Below are 18372 nucleotides of genomic sequence, written 5' to 3'. Positions count from 1 at the left end.
CACTCGGATTTAAATCTCAGCACCGGACGACCGGGGCCGAGAGCCAGTCGGCGGCGGCCGTCGGGGTGGCGAAACGGTCGGTCGCTACGACCACCGGGGCGTCGGTTCGGGCGAGCCTGAGGACGGCCAGCGCGGCCGGGACTGGCGGGACGTCGCCTGGGTCGTCGGGTCGGTCCGCCGCCGGCGGGCCGGGGACGGCCTCGAGGGCAGCCACGAAGTTCTCGGCGACCGCGTCGACGAGGTCGCGGCGGGCGTCGCGCCGACGGTTCGCCAGCCGGTCGGCCAGCCGGCGACGCCTGGCCTGTCGGTCCCGGTACTCCCGAGCGCGGTCGCGTCGCTGCTGTCGGCTCTGCCGGGCGGCGGTGCGTTCGGTCTCCCGCTTTGCGAGTGTTCGGGTGGTCTCGCGCACCTCTGCCCGTATCTCGGCCGTCTCGGCTCCGAGCGTCTCGCGGGCTTCGAGCCGACCACGGGCCGTTGCGGCCGACTCCCGCAGCTCGGCGACGGTAGCGTCGTCGACCGACTCCCGCGCGCTCGGGAGGGTGGGTTCGGCCCGGTCGAGGTCGGCCAGCCGCTCGCGAAGCTCGGCGATGGTGTCGTCGTGGGCCGTCTCGTGTCCCCTAGAGCGGGCGGCGGCGGCCAGCGCCGTCTTCGTCCGGAGCCCCATCGACGGGTGGACGTGCCCGCAGTAGTCGTACACCGGACCCGCCGCCGGGGCGTCGACGGCCGGCAGCGGCCAGGTACCTCGAATCGCCGCGGCCACGGTCGCACCGTCGACTGGCTGGCACCGCAAATCGACGACCCGCCCCTCGTAGGCCGTCCCGCAGACGTGGAGTTTCACAGCTCCTCACCCCGCAGCTGGTCGGCCCCGGGAAGGTCACGCCCGCTGGCGAACTGTCGGTACGGTATCGAGGGGGTCTCGCGGGCTTCGTAGGCCCGTGCGGCCTCGCGAACGCGGTCGGGGACATCCTCGGGCTCGAACGGGCGAACCCGCTCTAGCTGGACGTCGAGGCCGTGTTTCTCACGGAGTCTGAGCGCCTGGAACGCCCCGAACTCCGTCGCCGAGAGCAACGCCGCCCGACCGAATTGTCGGACGACCGTCTCCTCGTGGGCTCGACAGACGTTCCGCAGGTCGCGACGCGCCGCCCGCGTGTAGGTGACGACCAGCAGCACGGGCCGAACTGTCGCCTCACTGGCAGTTAAATTTTAGTTCTCGCTACTGCAACAATTGTCGCCGCCGGACCGACCACTCGCCGTCCTCGCGCTCGACGATAGCGTCGAACAGCGACGCGAGCGCGTCGATGGTCTGGGTGTCGTGGGCAGCGGGGTCGAGATGGAAGTGTGCCCGGGCGTCGGCCGCATAGAGGTGCCCGGTGAGGGCGTTGAGGAACTCGTAGGCCGTCTCAGTCTCCACGTACTGGAGCAACACGGTCAGCGAGTCGAAGCAGACGACCGCGTCCTCGTGGGTCGAGAGCGCCTGGCTGAGGGTGATTCCCAGCCCGGTGAGGTCGTCCGGTGTCGACACCGACTTGACGGTCACGTCGTCGGCCCCGTCGGTCTCGGTCGGCATATCGCCGACGGCGATGACCGACAACGACCCCGACGCGTCGGCCTCCCGGAAGGTCTCGATACAGGCCGACGGTGGACGGCTGTAGGTGACCCAGAGGACCGTCGTCTCGGGAGTCGTCGTCGAGAGCAGTTCCACGCAGCTGTTCTCGGGTCCCATCGACGACGTACACACCAGCACCGACGTGGCGTCGCCGACAGCTTCGCGGAGCGTGCGCATCGGGTAGTGTCTCAGCGGCTGTCACTAAAACAGCTTCCCTCGCACGGGCGGTTCGTACTGGTGGCTGTAAGTTCGTAAAGAAAATCGCGGTGGCAAACTCCTTCAGTTTGTTACAGCCACCAGTCTCACTCGACCGGGGAGACGGTGAAGTCGCCGGCCTCCTCGACCAGCGCGGCGACCCGGTCGCGGGCCTCCGGTGCCGAGGCCGCGAGGACGACCAGCCCGTCAGTCGCCCCGGCGCCGTTCGCCCGGTAGGCCTGCATCTCGCCTTCGAAATCGGCCGCGTACGTTCTGAGAATTCCGCGCACGTCCGACTCTAGCTCCGACAGCGAACAGTCGCCGGCCTCGAAGGTCGCCAGGGCGTCCTCGACGTTCCTGAGAGCGCTGATTCGGTCCATCAGGTGGTTCGGAGGTGGTCGGTGCGGGGTTCGTACACCTCGCCGCGCTGTTTGAGCTTCTCGATCTCGTGTTCGGCCTTGGACTCGTCGATGCCGACCTCCTCGGCGCGCTCGACGACGACGTCGATGGGTGCGCCCTCGTCGTACTCGTCCTCGATGTCGTTGATGATGCCGCGGATGTTCTGGATGCGGTCGCGCTGGGTCTTGGAGGTGCCCGTCTCGACCACGTCGGCGTCGAACTCGCCCGTCTCGGGGTCGACACCGATCTCTTTCAGGCAGTAGTGGGCAATCTCGACCGCGCGGTCGGCGTCTGACTCCTCGACGGTGTCGGAGAGACGGATGCGAGCAGAGGCCTCCGCCAGCCGGACGAGCGCCTCTAGCTTCCGGGCCGTGACCGGCACCGGCGCGTCCTCGTCCTGGCCTTTCATCCGCAGGTCGACGTAGAAGTCCTCGATGCGGGTTTTGGCCTCCTCGGTCATCGTCGGGAAGCAGTTTCGCTTCGAGTAGGCGATGTACTTCCGCAGGAGCTCGGGTTCGATGGTCGGGGCCACCTCGTCGGTGACGGTGTCGACCTCCTCCTCGGTGTAGTTCGAGGTCGGGTTGTTCGTCCGGTGGGTGTGGAGTTCCCCCGCGTAGTTGGTCTGGACGATGTGCTCGGCGAGGTCCCGGTCTTTCTCCTCGTCGGGCTTGTCGGTGACCGTGAAGATAAGGTCGAATCGGGAGATGAGGGCGGGTTCGAGGTCTATCTGCTCGCCGATGGGTTCGTACTGGTCGAAGCGGCCGTACTTGGGGTTCGCCGCGCCGAGCAGCGAACATCGGGACTTGAGCGTGGCGTTGATACCCGCTTTGGAGACGCTGATGCGCTGCTGTTCGAGGGCCTCGTGCATCGCCGAGCGGTCCTCCGGGCTCATCTTGTCCAGCTCGTCGACCGCCGCGATGCCCTGGTCCGCGAGCACCAGGGCCCCCGCTTCGAGCGTCCACTGCTGGCCGTCCCCGAAGTCGTCCCGAACCGCCGCAGCGGTGAGACCCGCGCTGGAGGAACCTTTGCCCGAGGTGTAGACAGAGCGGGGCGCGATTTGTTCGATATACGACAACATCTGGGAGTTGTGCGAGACGACACCGTTCGAGACGTAGTTGTGGGTTCCCTCTATTTCGAGGTCGTAAACCCACTCCTCAGCAGTCTCTATCTCCTCGATCGATGTGATCGGGTCCCACTCGATATCACCAGTTGCGAGCGTGCGGAGCCGCTGTACATCAGTCGAAACCGAAAGTCCACGGTCTATCCGTTGCAAGACAGCCTCTTTAGCGTCCGAGACCACACCTCCGTCCGGTATCGCGTCGTTTCGCTCGTAGTAACTAACTGCGGTCTGTGTAACGTCCATTCCCGTTGCGAGATCGGCTTGAGAGATGTTCAGTTCCGTACGTAGGTCTTCTACATCGTTCCATTCACCGTTTTCAACTCGCTCTCTGGCGTCTCGGAACCATTGCAGTCGCTGTTCGAACGTCTCGATGACGTTCAGTAGACTATCACATCCGGGGTTTCTGTCACCGCGCTCGTAGTGCTGGTACGTCGTCCGTGGGACACCGCAGTCGAACTGTGAGAGGGCAAGTGCCTCCCGTATCCGTTTGAGATCTGTCGAGAGGTTAGGAACGATTTCGGTATTAGTGTTCCGTGAGGTCCCGTCAAAGGCTGCTGATGCGTTTGTTTTGCGGGCCGTCACGAAGCCAATCTGGTCGAGATAGGTGACAAAGTCTTCACCACTGATTCGCAGCCGGTAGCTACCCCCGCTCCTGGCTTCAAGATGGCTCGTAATCCCGAATGTCAGGAGTAACGTCTGGACACCCTCAAGTAGGTCCCGACTCACCGAACCGATCGCAATTTCGCGTTCTTTCGGTGACACCGTCCCCTCGCTGTCGACGTAGGCTCGGAGGAACGCGCGTTTGTTCGCCGGTGTCGCACGGAACAGACACTCCGGAACCCGCTGTTCAGCGGACGCGTCCAGCATTGCCGGTTCGAGTTCGCGGAAGAACTCAACCAGCTCAACAGACGAACAGCAAGCGAGTTCGACAGCATCGTTAGTATGGTGGGTTCGCCTCGTCGCACGCAGGCCCAACGACTCGATAGCAGCTATCGTCTCTTCGATTATCTCTTCGTCAGCATTGGTCACTGTGACGCTGCCGTTCGATTCACCGTCCGTGATGTGTCCCTCTGCGATGACGTACCCGAGTAAGCGAGATAGGGGAGGGGTCACCCTTTCAGGGGTATTCAGCGAGTTGGCGTTCGGTTGGTCAACGCATCTGTGGTCCACGTTCAGCGTGTTGTCCCAGTCACCACGCAGCCAGCCGGGGACAGCAAGGAAATCTCCCTGGGAAAGCTCATCGGCCCGTCTCGCCGAAAGCGAGAGATCCGACTGTACAAACAGTGGGTGAGATGGTGTAACAGTCACGCTACGGCCGCTCTGTGTCTGAATTTCGTATAGCGTTTCCGGGGCCTCCCGCTTCCAAACTTTCGTGGCCGATCCGGTCGTGACTGACCCGTCGTCGCCGACGGTCTGTACCTCGAAGTTCGTCTCCTGATACACGCCGTCGTCTATCTCCTTGGGGTCATCCAGATGTGACTCGACAAGCTCGCCTAACTGGCGCTCTGTCCCATCCGCCATCATCACCTTTGTGTCAAATTTTTGGCACTTACCCGTCCCTGGGTCCCCTATCAGGAGCATATGGAGGTCCCCACGTATCCGAGACCCGTCAGGAAGCTCCTTGGTCACCCCGGAGAACAGCTGGAGCATCATCGCGAGCTTCTCCTTCTCGTAGCCGTAGATGGAGGGCGCGATGGCCCCGACCATCTGGTCGTAGATGTCGGCCTCGTTCGAGAGCTCGACGATTTCCTTCTTGTCGGCGTCGGTGATGTCCATGTCCTCGAACTGCTCGTCCTCGATGACGATGCTGACACCGTCCATGTAGATGTCGAACATCGGGGACTTGTCCTGGTCCGAGCCCTGCTGGTCTAGCTTGAGGATGCCGGTCGCGCGGACGTGGTCGCCCGCAGTCACCGTGCCGGTGATGTCGTCCTCGACGTTGATGTCGATGGACTGTGGCGTCTCGCCACCCCGCAGGCCCTCGGGTGACTCCTGGACACGAATCTTCTGGGCGTCGATGAACTGCGACTGGTCGGTGTTGAGCCGGAAGGGGCCCTGGCGCTCACAGCCCTGGCACTCGTGGGGCTCCTGGAAGTCGCCGGCTGTCTGGGGGATGCGCGAGAGGGTGCCACAGCGCTGGCACTCGAAGGCCGCCTCGGTGACCTTCGGGCGGACGTCCGTCGCCTTGCGGACGATACCCTGTACGGAGATGAGGTTGCCGTGGTGTTCGTGGCGGATGTCACGGATGTCCTCCGATTCGGGGAGATTGCGCACCCGGACGTGGGCCTGGCCCAGCGAGACGTCGACCGGCAGGTCGTACAGTCTAAGGGCCTCCTCGGCGAACTCCTGGAGCTGGCTGGGTTTCGTGCGGTAGTCGTCGGCCAGGTCCTGGTCGAAGCGGTAGAGGTCGTCCCAGTCGATGTACAGCGACTTCTGGTCGTTGGGGTACTTCTGGGCGAGCTCACCGATCTCGTTGCGGTAGTAGTTGCGATAGAACTCCTCGAAGCGGTCGATGAGCTCGGTGTTCTCGGCAGTCGCCATCTGAGTGTACAGGGTTTGTGCGGGCTGGCCTAAGAAGGTTGGTATGGCGGGGTGGAAGTGTATCCGGTGGCCGGTGGAGTGGGTGACTGCAGTTGGTTCGGCTGTGAAACGAAGGGGTGAGTCCGGGTCACTCGCAGAGACTCCGAAGCGCCTCGTCACACGCGCCGATAGGGTGGTAGCCGGGCTCAACAGCGGGGCCGTCCCCGGTCTGATATGGTTCGTTTGCCGCGTCGACCCGTTCATACCAGTTACCGGATGGGGCAGTCAGATTATCTATCGCGTACGTCCACAGGCGGTCGTACCAGTCCCGATACCTGTCCTCCCCGGTGTGGGCGGCCAGGGCCGCTGCCGCACCGATTGCCTCAGCGACCGCCCACCCGTACTTGTCGTCAACCAGAGGGTCACCGTCCGTATCGAGCGTGTAGTAGAAGCCGCCGCGGTCGTCGTCCCAACCCATCAGCGCCGTCTCGAACAGGTCAGTCGCCCGGGCTGCAGGCCAGTCGTCGTCGACGTAACTGTCCAGAACTGCGAGCAGTTTCGCCCACTCGGCGTGGTGGCCAGGCTGGTAGCCCCACGGCCGGAACTGGTGGGTCGGCTCGTCGCGGTTGTAGTCGTAGTCCGGCGTCCAGTCGCTGTCGTAGTGCTCCCAGATGCGGCCGTCGTCGGCGAGGTCGACACAGAGGCGTTCTGCGACCGTCGCCGCGCGGTCGCTGTACTGCCGGTCGCCGGTCGCCTCGGCCGCGACCAGTGCCGCCTCGCAGAGGTGCATGTTCGCGTTCTGCCCGCGATAGCTACTTGCGTGGGCCCAGTCGGGGTCGTAGACGCTCCGATAGAGCCCCTGTCCGGGGTCGTAGAACCGGTCGTCGACGAGCGACCACGCGTCGGCGAGATGGGCCGCGGCGTTCGGTATCCCGGCGGCCGCCGCCCGGGCGTAGGCGAGGACGACGAACGCATGCCCGTAACAGAACCGCCGGCTGTCGACGGCCGTCGTCCCCTCCAGCAGCCAGTGATAGCCGCCCCGGTCGGCGTCACGGAACTGGTCGTGGAGGAACCGCACGCCGCGGGTCGCGGCCTCGGCCCACCGCTCCTCACCGAAGCGGTCGTACGCAAGGGCGAAGTTCCGAGTGAACCGCGCCGTGGCAACGAGGTGCTTGCTCTCGCGGTCGTACACCGCGCCCGTCTCGGTGTCGAGTTGCGGGATGAATCCCCCGTGGTGGTCGTCGAGACACGTCGGATGGTAGAACGCCAGTATCGCCCGTATCCGACTTCGGAGCCAGTCCGGGTCGCTGTAGTCGGACATAGTAGAGAGGTGACTGGCCGTCGTCGCATGAACGTTCGGGTGATCGGGCCACTGTCGGGGACGGAGAAGTGGGATCGCGCGGCTGCTGATGCGGACCTGGGCCTGCCCGAGCGAGACGTCGACGGGCAGGTTCTGGTCGAAGCGGTAGAGGTCGTCCCAGTCGATGTACAGCGACTTCTGGGCGAACGCACCGACCTCGTTGCAGTAGAACTCCTCGAAGTGGTCGATAAGCTCGGTGTTCTCGGCAATCGCCAGCTGCGTGTCCCAGGTTGGTGCGGGCTGGCCGGAGACGGTTCGTATAGCGTGGGGGCCGGGGCCGACACTGTGTTGGCGTACCGGACGAGCCAGGCCGAAGGTCACTCGGCGGCCGTCCCCGCCGCCGCCGATGCCTCCGGCCCGTCGGTCAGATACCACGCCGCCGCGTTGACCGTGACGCCGAGGACGAACAGCCCCCAGGTCGCCCACCACGACTGGTACCAGAGCAGGTCCATCATGACGACGGGGCCTTTCACCACCGGCCAGAGCGGTTCGATTCGCGTTGAGACGTCCGGCGCCGACAGCATATCGGCGAAGACGTGCGCGACGCCCGTGACGAAGACGGTGATGGCGCCGATGACCGTCGGGCGCTCTCGGGCCCGCGCGGAAAACCACGTCGCGTCCGTGCGCTCCCCGATACGACGAAACACCAGCCCGACCAGCGGCCCGAGGACCACCGCGAATGCCGTGGCGGCCAGCACCGTGTGAAGGACCCCGTGGTGGTGAATCCCCGCGAACCAGTTCGAAAGCAGCAGGTCGACGTCCGGGAGCATCCCGAACCAGAACCCGCCGCCGACGACCAGCGCCGCGGTCCGCCGGTGGTCGACGAAGTACCAGACGGGCGCGAGCCAGAGCAGCGCCATCCCGAGGTGGCCGAGGACGTCTACCATGGTAGCGACGAGGGGCTTCAGTCGGAAACATGTTAGCTCTAAAATATGTTAGGCGGTCTTGACCGCTAGCGCCGGGCTACGATTGTCGCGTCGGCTGCAACGGCCAGCGGTCGTCGAACTCGTACTCGTCGGCCCAGTTGATGCTCGAATCGGCCTGTTCCGGCTCGTCGACCCGCAGGCGAATTCGTGTCTCGAACTCGTGCTCGCCAATCGCGTGAAGACTGTCGAGTGTCGGCGTATAAACGAGGAAGTAATCGACGTCACCGTCGTACGTCTGGTAGGTGTTTCCGGCCGAGTTCGTGTGCTGAGATTTGCCGTGAAAGTCGATTTTCCCATCATGTAACCGCCCAGTTTTGATTTGAATTCGGAGTAATTCGGCTGCCGGCGTTTCGACGACGATGTCGTACCGCTGGTTATCGCTAAATGGGATAGCGACTGGTATCCCTCGCTCTTTCAACTCTGCAATGACCCGTGCCTCTGTTGCGTCGCCCCGCTCGTGTGATTTCATGATATTCTACGTGGATTTTACGTATATTAGTATATAAAGTTGCGTAAATACGCAACCTTCTGTGCTTAGTGTCCGGAGTCAGAACGGTCTGGCACGAAATGTCCAGAGCGCTGTTGACCGAGAAAGAGCGGGAGCGAATAGCTGGTGATTCAGCAAACGAACAGCGGCGGCACGAGGCGGTGTCACGAGCGCGTCGTCGAATTCACGAAGAGCTACCGGACGACCTCGAACTGCTCGAACGACACCACCCAACACTCTATGACGAACTCGTGTCGGTGGTCTGTGACAGTGACGAGGAGTAGAACGGGAAGCGGAGTGGGACCACCCGGATTCGAACCGGATGAAGACTCGCTTCGCTCGTCTTCCAGGGTTCGAATCCGCGTCGTGACCCACGCATCGCGACCGGAGATGAACCCGCACACGCTTTGCGGTGCTCGGCGGTGCGGTCGGGTAGAAATGGGACCACCCGGATTCGAACCGGGGTCACAAGCACCCAAGGCTTGGAGTATACCACTAACCCATGGTCCCGCGCATCTCAATCGGCCCGTCACCGAGTAAAGGGTTTCGTTGCGCCCGGGACCGTGTCACGCCGGCGCAAGGCCCCAGAAATAGGCGATGCCGAGCGTCGTCACGACGGCGAAAACGGCCTGTAGCGGCGCGCCGACCTTCAGGTAGTCGGTAAAGCGGTAGCCGCCGGGCCCGTAGACGAGCAGGTTGGTCTGATACCCCACAGGCGTCATGAAGGCCGTCGAGGCGGCGAAGGTGACGGCGAGCACGAACGCGAAGGCGTTGGCGCCCAGTTGCCCGGCGGCCTCGACGGCGACGGGAATCATCAGCACGACGGAGGCGTTGTTCGAGATGATGTTGGTGAGCACGGCGGTGACGACGTACATCAGTCCGAGCACCAGAATCGCGGGCAGGCCGGGCGCAGCGAGCACGAACAGGTCGGCGATGAGGTCGGCCCCGCCGGTCTCCTGCAGGGCGATACCGAGCGGGATGACGCCGGCCAGAAGGAAAATGACGTCCCACTGGACAGCGTCGTACAGCTCGCCCGGACGGAGACAGCCAGTCAGGACCATCGCCAGCGAGCCGCCGAGCGCGGCGACGACGATGTGAACCTGGGTGAGCGCGGCGACGCCGACGACGGCGGCGACGATACCGACGGCGACGGGAACCTTCGACTTGCGGTAGTCGGGGCGTTCGACCTCCTTGGCGACGATGAAATCGCGGTTGACGTCGAGGCGGTCGATGGAGTCGACGGTGGCCTGGACCAGCAGCGTGTCCCCGACCTTCAGCCGGATGCGGTCCATCCGCTGGCGGAACAGCTCGCGGCCGCGCCGGAGCGCCAGTACCGTCGCGTCGTAGCGCTGACGGAAGTTCGAGGAGGCCAGCGTCTCGCCGACGAGCGAGGAGCCGGGCGAGACGACGAGCTCGATGAGGTTCTGCTGGTCGCTGGCCCGTTCGAGTTCGGCGTCGTCGACGGTCACGTCCGGGACCATATCTAGCCCGTCGAGGTCTAACAGTTCGACCAGCGTATCGCGGTCGGTCCGGACGGCGAAGACGTCGCCGGCGCGTATCGTCTTCTGGTCGAGCGGTTCGAGGAACGTCCGCTTGTCCCGGACCAGCTGGACGACGTCGACGTCGAGTTCGGTCGCCGCGATGGCCTCTCGAACCGTCTGGCCGACGATGGGCGAGTCCTCGCGGACGACCACCTCGGTGAGGTAGTCGGCCATCTCGAACTCGTCGGTGAGGTCCTCGCGGGGCTGGATACGCCCGGGGACGAGCCACCGGCCGACCGTCAGCAGGTAGACGGTGCCGACGATGGTGACGACGATGCCGAGCTGGGTGAACTCGAACATACTGAACGGACGGCCCAGCAGTTCGGCCGACAGCTGCGAGGCGAGGATGTTCGTCGAGGTTCCGATGAGGGTGAGCATCCCGCCGAACATCGAGGCATAGGACAGTGGGAGGAGCAGCTTCGACGGCGACGTGTTGCCCTCGTGTGCGATGTCTGTCACCATCGGCAGCAGGATGGCGACCGCGGCGGTGTTGTTGATGAACCCGGAGATGGGACCCACCAGCCCGACCGTCGCCCCCAGTTGCTTCGTCTCGCTGTCGCCGGTCAGTGAGGTGAGTTTCGCGCCGAGCAACTGGATGATGCCGGTCCGCTGGACGCCGTCCGAGAGGATGAACATCGCGAGCACGGTAATCGTCGCCGTCGAGGCAAAGCCGGACAGTCCCTGGGCCAGTGGTGAGATGTCGTCGCCCGGCTGGTGGAGGACGTACAGCGGTTCCGCCAACAGGTTCAGGTCGACGAAGGTGGCCGTCACCGGCTCGACGGCGAGCAGCGCCACCATGACGGCGATGGCCGTCACGTCGACGGGGACGAGCTCGGTCGCAAAGAGCACGAGCGCTGCGAGTATCAGGCAAAAGACGAACGCCATCGCGGGCGTAATCGGAGGCAGCGACACAGTACCCTGGTAGACAGGGGGGAGCAAAAGCGTGGGGATTGACGGTGTCTACCTATCCAGGTCAGAGAGCAGCGAGTCGTAGCTCCGGGCGAACACCGGCTGTTGCTTGATGGATGTGCCAGCGACCTTGAACACCGGAATGGCCAGCGGGCCGTCGGCGCCCTCGACGACGACGCCGTCGGTGGACGCCTCGTCGCTCCACTCGGCGTCGAGCTCCCGGACGAGCACCTCGCCGAAGTAGCCGCCCAGCTCCGTGGAGACGCTGGTGAACACGCGGTCGTCGAAGGAGGCGTCGTTGCCAAAGTCGGCGTCGTCGAACCGGTCGTCGTCCCACTCCGCGCTGACCAGCGCGTCGAGTCGCTCCAGCGAGTCGGGGGAGTAGTCGAGGTCGTACTCCGTCCAGAACGAGACGAGTTCCTCGGCCGCTTCCGCGTAGGTCGCACGGAGCCCATCCCCGTCCGTCGGGTCCGGGCCGTCGGTTCGCTCGTCGTCCTGGTCGTCGGACGGCGCGTCGGCGCTGTCGGGGTCTGCGGGTTCGGACGAGCCCGCTGGGGGACCGTCCGCCGCCGAGGGGGCGTCGGCCACCGTCGGCCCCGTTCCGGCCGTCTCGTCGTCGAACAGCGACTCCGAGGGGTCGGGTGCGTCGACGGTCTGTGACTCGGACGGGTCGGCCGACGCCGGGTCGGCAGACTCGTCCGCTGGCGTCGCGTCGGCACCAGTGGCGTCCGCCGCTGTCCCCGGCTCCGCTTCCTCGATGAGCGAGTCAGTGCCTTCCTCCGCCATGACGCGCTCGACGGCCTCGCGGGCAGCCTCGCTCAGGGACGGGTCGGCCGACGCCGGGTCGGGAACGTCGGTCCCCGTGTCCGCCGCCTCACCGTCCGATTCGTCGTCCGCTGTCTCGACGGTCGCGTCGTCGCCCGGTTCCGCAACGCTCGGTCCGTCGTCCGCTGTCTCGACGGTCGCGTCGTCGCCCGGTTCCGCAACGCTCGGTCCGTCGTCCGCTGTCTCGACGGTCGACTCGTCGCCCAGATTCTCGAAAGCCGGTTCGTCGTCCGCTGGCTCGGCAGTCGACTCGTCGCTCAGATTCTCGAAAGTCGGTTCGTCACTCGATGCCTCGGCAGCTGGTTCGTCTGTCGGCGGCTCGTCTTCGCCCGGGTCCGTGGTCGTCGGTTCGTCCTCGGCAGCCGCCCCGGCGTCTGCCTGCTGGTCCGTCCCCGCGTCCGGGTCGTCGGCGGCTGGCTCGGTACCGTCGAGGCCGACCTCGTCTGCGGCCCGGTCGGCGACGGCGGCGAACACCGCGCCCGAGGTTATCGAGCGTTCCGCCACGTCGAAGACGGCGACGGTGGTGGTGCCGTCTGGGCCGGAGATGGTGACGCCCCAGTCCGGATTCTGTGTCCACTCGCCGCCGTAGACGCGGATGAGCACCTCGCCGAGGTAACAGCCAAAGCGAACAGTGTCGGTGGCGTAGGCCCCCGGTGTGTCCGAGGTGGCGAGGTCCTCGTCGTAACCAGCGTCGATAGCGTCGTCGAACTGTTCCAGCGAGGAAAGCGAGAAGTCGAGTACCGAGACCTCGTCGGCGACGCCCGCTGCCCGCTCGCGGAGCGCGGCCTCGTCGAGGTCGCGGGTGTCGATTACGTCAGGCTGTGTCGCCGCATCGTCGTCGGTGTCGTCGGCGTCGCTGGCGTCGCCGCCGCCGACCACGCGCCGAATACTATCGAACAGCCCCATGCACACCGCAAGACTGTGTGGCTACAAGAAGTTAGGGGCCCGAGTATCAGTGTTCGTCGCGTAGCTCCATCTCGGCGACGATGTCGTAGGGGTCCCGGCCTTTGCGGATGCCGTCCAGCAGCTGGAACGACTCGTCGGGCGCGAGAAAGTGCCTCGTCACTGCGCGACCCAGCGGCGTCGGTTCCAGGCCGTCGATGAACTCGTACTCGAGCAGCTTGCCCAGCGCGTGTTTCGTCGGCACTTCGCCGACCATGCGGTCGTTGAGCCGCTTTGCCTGCTTGCCGGCGACGGTGACGTTCGCGAGCGTCTCCTCGACGGCCGCGCCCTCGTCGTAGCGGGTGATGACGGGCTCCATCTCCCCCTTGAGGAGCTTGAACGCCACCTCGTCCTCGGTCATCTCCATGCTGTTGTGGTAGGTGCAGTCGGGTTCGACGAGGACGTACACCGTCCCCTTGTCGTGGTAGTCGGGCCGACCGGCCCGGCCCAGCATCTGACTGAACTCCTGGACGGTGAGCCACTCGATACCCATCGCCAGCGAGTCGAAGATGACCTGCGAGGCAGGGAAGTCGACCCCGGCAGCCAGGGCGGCCGTGGTGACCACCGCCGCGAGCTCCTGGTCGGCGAACTGCTTCTCGACGCGCTTGCGCTTGCGGTTGTCGAGCCCGGCGTGATACGGCGCCGAGGAGTAGTTCAGCTTCCGGGATATCTGGTGACAGCGCCGCCGGGAGTTGGTGAAGATGATGGTCTGGCCCCGATACCCCTTGCTCGATTTCGAGTCGAAGGCCCGCTTGACGAGTTTCTTCTCGGTCTCTATCTTCTCGCGGCCGTCGGCGAAGGTGACGTGGCGCTCGATGGGGACCGGACGCTCCTCGAACTCGATGAGTTTCGCCCGCAGCTTCTTCGCCAGCTGGCTCGGGTTGCCGACCGTCGCCGAGAGGTATATCCACTGGGTGTCGGAGTCGGCTTCCTCACAGTAGTATTTCAGTCGGGAAATCAGGCCGTCCAGTCGATGCCCACGCTCGTCCTCGCCCAGCGTGTGGACCTCGTCGATGACCACGGTACCGACGTTACCCAGGTCCTTGCCGGTCCGGAGCGCGTGGTCGATACCTTCGTAGGTGCCGACGATGATGTCCGCGCCGGGGTCAAAGCGGCCGCCCTCGTCGGCGATGCGACTCGCGCCCACGCGCAGTGAGACCTCGACCATATCGCCGTAGCGGTCCTTGAAATCGTTGTACTTCTGGTTGGCCAGGGCGACCAGCGGCACGAGAAAGAGCATCTTCCCCTCCCCGTTGAGCACCCTGTCCAGCCCGGCCATCTCGCCGACGAGCGTCTTCCCGGTCGCGGTGGCGGAGACGACGAGCTGGTCCTCGCCGTAGGTCGCGCCGTGTTCGACGGCGAGACTCTGGACGGGCAGCAGCGTCTCGAACCGCGATTCGAGGTGTTGCTGGATGCCCGGATGGAGTCCCAGCGAGTCCACCCGGACGGGGTCGACGTCCTCGGTCGTGGCCGATATCTCGTCGAACTTCGTGAGGTCGGGGTCCAGCTGGCCCGAAAGCAAGTTCGTGATGCGGTCCAGGTCCTGGACCTCGAGCAGGAGTTCCTCCAGCCGCTCGCGTGCGTCGCCCGTGATGGCGCCGTCGAAGGCGAGCTGGCGGTCCAGCTCCTGGCTCGCACACTCGGGGCAGATGGACTCGCCGTCGGCCTCGATGGCCGTTTCGCTCGTGATGGGCGAGTATCGCCCCGCCGAGGCACAGAAGCGGCAGGTCCGGACGACCTTCGCCTCCAGCTGATAGCCGTCGAGCATCTCTTTGATGCGGTCGCGGGCCCTCGCAGACGTCTGCTGGGAGATGCGGATGCGGGTCGCACGCCGGGCCAGTTCGACGAACTGGTCGGGCGAGCGCAGCTGCTCGCCGGAGCCGTCCTCGATGCGGAGCCGGCGGGGGCGTGGTCCCGCGTCCGTCTCCTTCAGTTCGAGGACCCCACGAAAGAGCCGCCCGCCGTCGCGCTGGCCGACGACGCGGACGTCCTCGCCGTGTTCGTGGAGGAACAGCGTCTCGACCTTCGCAGCCTGCTTCGACACGGGCGTCACTACGCTCGGGGAGCTACTTTACTGGCTCGGCATCGGCCACCCAGATACGTGTCATACCTCCAACTTTTATTGGTCGGGCGAGAAGGGTAGCTATGCGTAGTTCTGTACAGCTAGCTATGAGGGGAGAGACATCCGAGGAGGCGGGTCGATGGACGAGATAACGACAGTCTTCATCTCACCGGAGGCCACCGCCGACACGTCGCCACTCCGGGAGCTCATCAGCGACCCCGACATCAGTGTCTACTGGAAGACGACTGTCGAGGAGGCCAAGGCGTTCATCGCGGACACCCTCGTCGACTGCGTGGTCACGGCCTACGACCTCCCCGACGGAACGGGCATCGACGTTATCACCCACCTCCGGGAGACGTCGCCCGACACCGGGGCGATTCTCGTGACCGATGTGTCCCTGGACCAGGTCACCGAGGAGGCCAGCCCCGGGCTGGTGCTGGAGTTCGTTCCCGGAAACCAGCCGGCGACGGGCGCCCGAGTGGTCCAGCTGGTCAAGAGCACGGCGGAAAACCGGAGCCAGACCTCCTATCCCGTTCCGCCCAGCGAAACGGAGCGACTCGAAGTGCTGGAGTCCTACAACCTGAACGACGAGCGGTTTGTCAGGGCGGTCGGACGCATCAGCGACCTCGCGGCCGACCACTTCGAGGCCCCGTACAGTTCCGTGGCCATCCTCACCGAGCGGACCCAGGAAATTCTGGCCTGTACTGGCACCTCCTGGGACAGGACCCCGCGCGAGGGGTCGGTGTGTACCTACACGATTTTGCACGACGGCGTCTCTGTCGTCGAAGACACACTGGCCGACCCGCGGTTCGAGGCGACAATCGATTCCGACGACGGTGATATCCGCTTCTACGCGGGGGCGACCATCAACACCAGCGAGGGGTACCCCGTCGGGACGGTGTGTATCTACGACGAGGAGCCCCGCCCGTTCACCGAGTCCGACCGCGAATTTCTCTCGCTGCTGGCGGCCGAGGTGATGGACTGGCTGGAGGTGGTTCGCCACCCCAGGGAGGTCGAAGCTCCCAGCGGAGGTGTGACGTGACAGCGAACCGGCCCGGGATACGGTTCGGGTTCCCGGCGCCCCTGCTCCCGGACGGCGTCGCGCCCGGCACCAACATCCTCGTGTCGGGGGCGACGGACTCGGGCGCCCGGTCGGTCGCCCTGGGACTGACGGCTGTCGAGAGCTACCGCAACGAGAGCCAGCTCCTGCTGTCGGCGGACGTCTGCGGCCGTGAACTGCTCGACGAGGCCGACGCTGTGACCGATACCCTGGACCCGAGCCGGACCGCCGTCATCGACTGTTCGGGGACGGCAGACGAGGACCACCGGTTCGACCAGCTCGCCGCACCAATCGACGGCCCCGGCGACCTCATCGCCATCGAGACCGAGTTCGGAACGCTCTACGAGAAGCTCCGCCAGAGCGGCTACGCGCGGGTCAGAATCGGCGTCTTCTCTATCTCGTCGCTGCTTTCCCACTCGGACCTCCAGACCGTCTCCCGGTTCGTCCACATGCTGACGGGGCGAGTCATCGCGACCGGCGACCTGGGGGTGTTTCACATCGATAGCTCGCTGCACCCGGACGTCGCGGTCGACGTCTTCGAGCACTTCTGTGACCTGCGCGTCGAGGTCCGACGGACCGAGGAGGGCGAGGTGCAAGTGCGTACCGGCGCTCCCGGAGCCGAGCTGGACGAGTGGGATTCCGTCACTCCGCTCACGACCAGCAGCCCGCAGCGCCGCTCGTAGCCGGGCTGGCACACCGGCCTTATCACCGTCGCCCGCGTATGGCGGGTATGCGACGGTTCCGCATCGGGAGCGTCTTCGGCATCCCCATCCAGCTCGACCTGACCTTCCTGCTCGTCCTCCCGCTGTTCGCGTGGATAATCGGGACACAGATAGAGCAGACGGCCGACCTCCTGAACCGGTCGCTGGGTGCCGGGCTCGACCCCGTCCTCCTGACCGACGGGAACCTCGTCTGGGTCCTGGGTGTCGTCGCCGCCGTCGGCCTCTTCACCGGCGTCGTCCTCCACGAACTGGGCCACTCGGTGGTGGCGATACGCTACGGCTTCCCAATCGAGTCGATCACGCTGTGGCTCTTCGGCGGCGTCGCCCAGCTGACCGAGATGCCCGAAGACTGGAAGCAGGAACTCGCTATCGCTGTCGCCGGCCCCATCGTCAGCGTCGGGCTCGGCGTGCTGTCGTACGGTGCCTTCTTCGTCCTGCCGGGCACGGAGTCGACCATCGTCGAGTCCGCCCGCTTCGTCTTTGCCTATCTCGCGCTCATGAACATCGCGCTGGCGATATTCAACATGCTACCGGGGTTCCCCATGGACGGCGGGCGCGTGCTACGGGCGCTGCTGGCCCGCACTCGGCCGTACGCGCGAGCGACGAAGATTGCCGCGGAGGTCGGCAAGATATTCGCCATCATGCTGGGCCTCTTCGGCCTCTTCGTCGCGGGCAACATCTTCCTCGCCGGGCTGGCCTTCTTCATCTACATCGGCGCCGCGGGGGAGGCCCGCGAGACGTCGATGCGGGCCGACCTGGAGGGGGTCCAGGTCCGGGACGTGATGACGCCGGCGGACCGCGTCACCACGGTCACGCCCGACGTGTCGGTCCGCGAGCTCATCGGGACGATGTTCCGCGAACGCCACACCGGCTACCCCGTCGAGGTCAACGGTGAGGTCGTCGGGCTCGTCACGCTGGAAGACGCCCGCGCCGTCAAGGAAGTCGAACGCGACGCCTACACCGTCCGCGACGTGATGACCACGGAACTCGTCACTGTCACGCCCGAACTGGACGTGATGGACGCGCTGAACGAACTGCAGGACAACTCCGTCGGGCGGCTGGTCGTCACCGACGCCGACGGCGAGTTCCGGGGGCTGCTGACCCGCTCGGACATCATGACCGCACTCTCCATCCTGCGCTCCAGCGAGGAAAGTGGGCTCGGCGCGAACCAGTTCCGACGCATGGAGTCCTAGCACGCAGTGAGGACCGATTTCCGCTCGGTGAACGCTGTCTCGAACCGCCCGAATACCGCGCTAGCAGTGGAGAGTGTTACCCGCACCGCGAACCGCCAGAAAGCCCCGCTAGCAACGATTGAGCATGGCACCGCGAACCGCCAGAAAGCCCCGCTAGCAACGATTGAGCATGGCACTGCGAACCGCCAGAAAGCCCCGCTAGCAACGATTGAGCATGGCACTGCGAACCGCCAGAAAGCCCCGCTAGCAACGATTGAGCATGGCACCGCGAACCGCCAGAAAGCCCCGCTTGGCTAAACTCGGGGGCTTCGCTGCGCTCCTCACTACGTTGCGGTGCTTGCGTCAGCCGCCGTCGTTTAGCCAAGCGCCCCTTTCAGCCCCACCCAACGCTATTTGGCCAACCGGCATGGGTGGGGCTGAAAGGGGCGAGCGGCTACGGGAACCTCGGCGACGCAAGCACTGGAGCGAGCGAAGCGAGTGAAGCGCGCAGCGAGCCGCGGGACCG

The 18372-nt window shown here is 65.4% G+C and carries 15 protein-coding genes and 1 tRNA gene; 4 read left to right on the top strand and 12 right to left on the bottom strand.

The window, feature by feature from the left end; all coding sequences use genetic code 11:
- Window positions 1-16 precede the first annotated feature (16 nt).
- From EGD98_RS10870 to EGD98_RS10835, 8 genes are all read right to left on the bottom strand, one after another.
- Window positions 17-838, bottom strand: a complete 822-nt coding sequence (locus EGD98_RS10870; protein ID WP_220588395.1) for a DUF7856 family protein — start codon at window positions 836-838, stop codon at window positions 17-19.
- Window positions 835-1170 (bottom strand): DUF7855 family protein, encoded by a 336-nt coding sequence (locus tag EGD98_RS10865; RefSeq protein WP_220588394.1) that lies wholly within the window; start codon window positions 1168-1170, stop codon window positions 835-837. The genes EGD98_RS10870 and EGD98_RS10865 overlap by 4 nt, the downstream gene beginning before the upstream one ends.
- Window positions 1171-1213: 43 nt before the next feature.
- Window positions 1214-1783 (bottom strand): DUF7504 family protein, encoded by a 570-nt coding sequence (locus tag EGD98_RS10860; protein WP_220588393.1) that lies wholly within the window; start codon window positions 1781-1783, stop codon window positions 1214-1216.
- A 125-nt stretch (window positions 1784-1908) separates the two neighbouring features.
- A complete protein-coding gene (locus tag EGD98_RS10855) occupies window positions 1909-2181 on the bottom strand; it encodes a DUF7854 family protein (protein WP_220588392.1) in 273 nt (90 codons plus the stop codon).
- Window positions 2181-5861 carry an LAGLIDADG family homing endonuclease gene (locus tag EGD98_RS10850; protein WP_220588391.1) on the bottom strand — a complete coding sequence of 1227 codons (3681 nt, stop codon included), beginning with the start codon at window positions 5859-5861 and terminating at the stop codon, window positions 2181-2183. The genes EGD98_RS10855 and EGD98_RS10850 overlap by 1 nt, the downstream gene beginning before the upstream one ends.
- Before the next feature lie 127 nt (window positions 5862-5988).
- Window positions 5989-7416, bottom strand: a complete 1428-nt coding sequence (locus EGD98_RS10845) for an AGE family epimerase/isomerase (RefSeq protein ID WP_236039515.1) — start codon at window positions 7414-7416, stop codon at window positions 5989-5991.
- A 101-nt stretch (window positions 7417-7517) separates the two neighbouring features.
- Window positions 7518-8087 (bottom strand): metal-dependent hydrolase, encoded by a 570-nt coding sequence (locus EGD98_RS10840; RefSeq protein ID WP_220588390.1) that lies wholly within the window; start codon window positions 8085-8087, stop codon window positions 7518-7520.
- Window positions 8088-8163: 76 nt separating this feature from the next.
- The gene (locus EGD98_RS10835) at window positions 8164-8595 is read right to left on the bottom strand and encodes a group I intron-associated PD-(D/E)XK endonuclease (protein ID WP_220588389.1); all 432 of its coding nucleotides are present in this window, start codon (window positions 8593-8595) and stop codon (window positions 8164-8166) included.
- A 68-nt stretch (window positions 8596-8663) separates the two neighbouring features.
- Here EGD98_RS10835 and EGD98_RS10830 point away from each other — a divergent pair, with 68 nt between their 5' ends.
- Window positions 8664-8897, top strand: coding sequence for a hypothetical protein (locus tag EGD98_RS10830; protein ID WP_328762682.1), 234 nt, complete (start codon window positions 8664-8666; stop codon window positions 8895-8897).
- 155 nt (window positions 8898-9052) lie between these two features.
- Here EGD98_RS10830 and EGD98_RS10825 read toward each other — a convergent pair.
- The 4 genes from EGD98_RS10825 to EGD98_RS10810 all read right to left on the bottom strand — a co-directional run bounded on the left by EGD98_RS10825 (window position 9053) and on the right by EGD98_RS10810 (window position 14874).
- Window positions 9053-9123 (bottom strand) — tRNA-Pro (locus EGD98_RS10825).
- Between the two features lie 56 nt (window positions 9124-9179).
- A complete protein-coding gene (locus EGD98_RS10820; RefSeq protein ID WP_220589398.1) occupies window positions 9180-11039 on the bottom strand; it encodes an SLC13 family permease in 1860 nt (619 codons plus the stop codon).
- A gap of 75 nt (window positions 11040-11114) precedes the next feature.
- Entirely contained in the window at window positions 11115-12794 is a 1680-nt protein-coding gene (locus EGD98_RS10815; protein ID WP_220588388.1) for a hypothetical protein, read from the bottom strand.
- Between the two features lie 46 nt (window positions 12795-12840).
- Entirely contained in the window at window positions 12841-14874 is a 2034-nt protein-coding gene (locus EGD98_RS10810) for a DEAD/DEAH box helicase (RefSeq protein WP_220588387.1), read from the bottom strand.
- 157 nt (window positions 14875-15031) lie between these two features.
- Here EGD98_RS10810 and EGD98_RS10805 point away from each other — a divergent pair, with 157 nt between their 5' ends.
- From EGD98_RS10805 to EGD98_RS10795, 3 genes are read left to right on the top strand one after another with little or no spacing between them, the layout of a single operon-like run.
- On the top strand, window positions 15032-15934 hold the full coding sequence (locus EGD98_RS10805) for a GAF domain-containing protein (RefSeq protein WP_220588386.1): 903 nt from the start codon (window positions 15032-15034) through the stop codon (window positions 15932-15934).
- Window positions 15931-16635 (top strand): DUF7504 family protein, encoded by a 705-nt coding sequence (locus tag EGD98_RS10800; RefSeq protein ID WP_220588385.1) that lies wholly within the window; start codon window positions 15931-15933, stop codon window positions 16633-16635. The genes EGD98_RS10805 and EGD98_RS10800 overlap by 4 nt, the downstream gene beginning before the upstream one ends.
- Before the next feature lie 47 nt (window positions 16636-16682).
- On the top strand, window positions 16683-17867 hold the full coding sequence (locus tag EGD98_RS10795; protein WP_220588384.1) for a site-2 protease family protein: 1185 nt from the start codon (window positions 16683-16685) through the stop codon (window positions 17865-17867).
- The last annotated feature ends 505 nt before the right edge of the window (window positions 17868-18372 follow it).

Origin of the sequence: Haloarcula salinisoli (genome assembly GCF_019599405.1) — an archaeon.
Taxonomy (GTDB): Archaea; Halobacteriota; Halobacteria; order Halobacteriales; family Haloarculaceae; genus Haloarcula; species Haloarcula salinisoli.
This window is presented reverse-complemented; position numbering and strand designations above follow the sequence as displayed.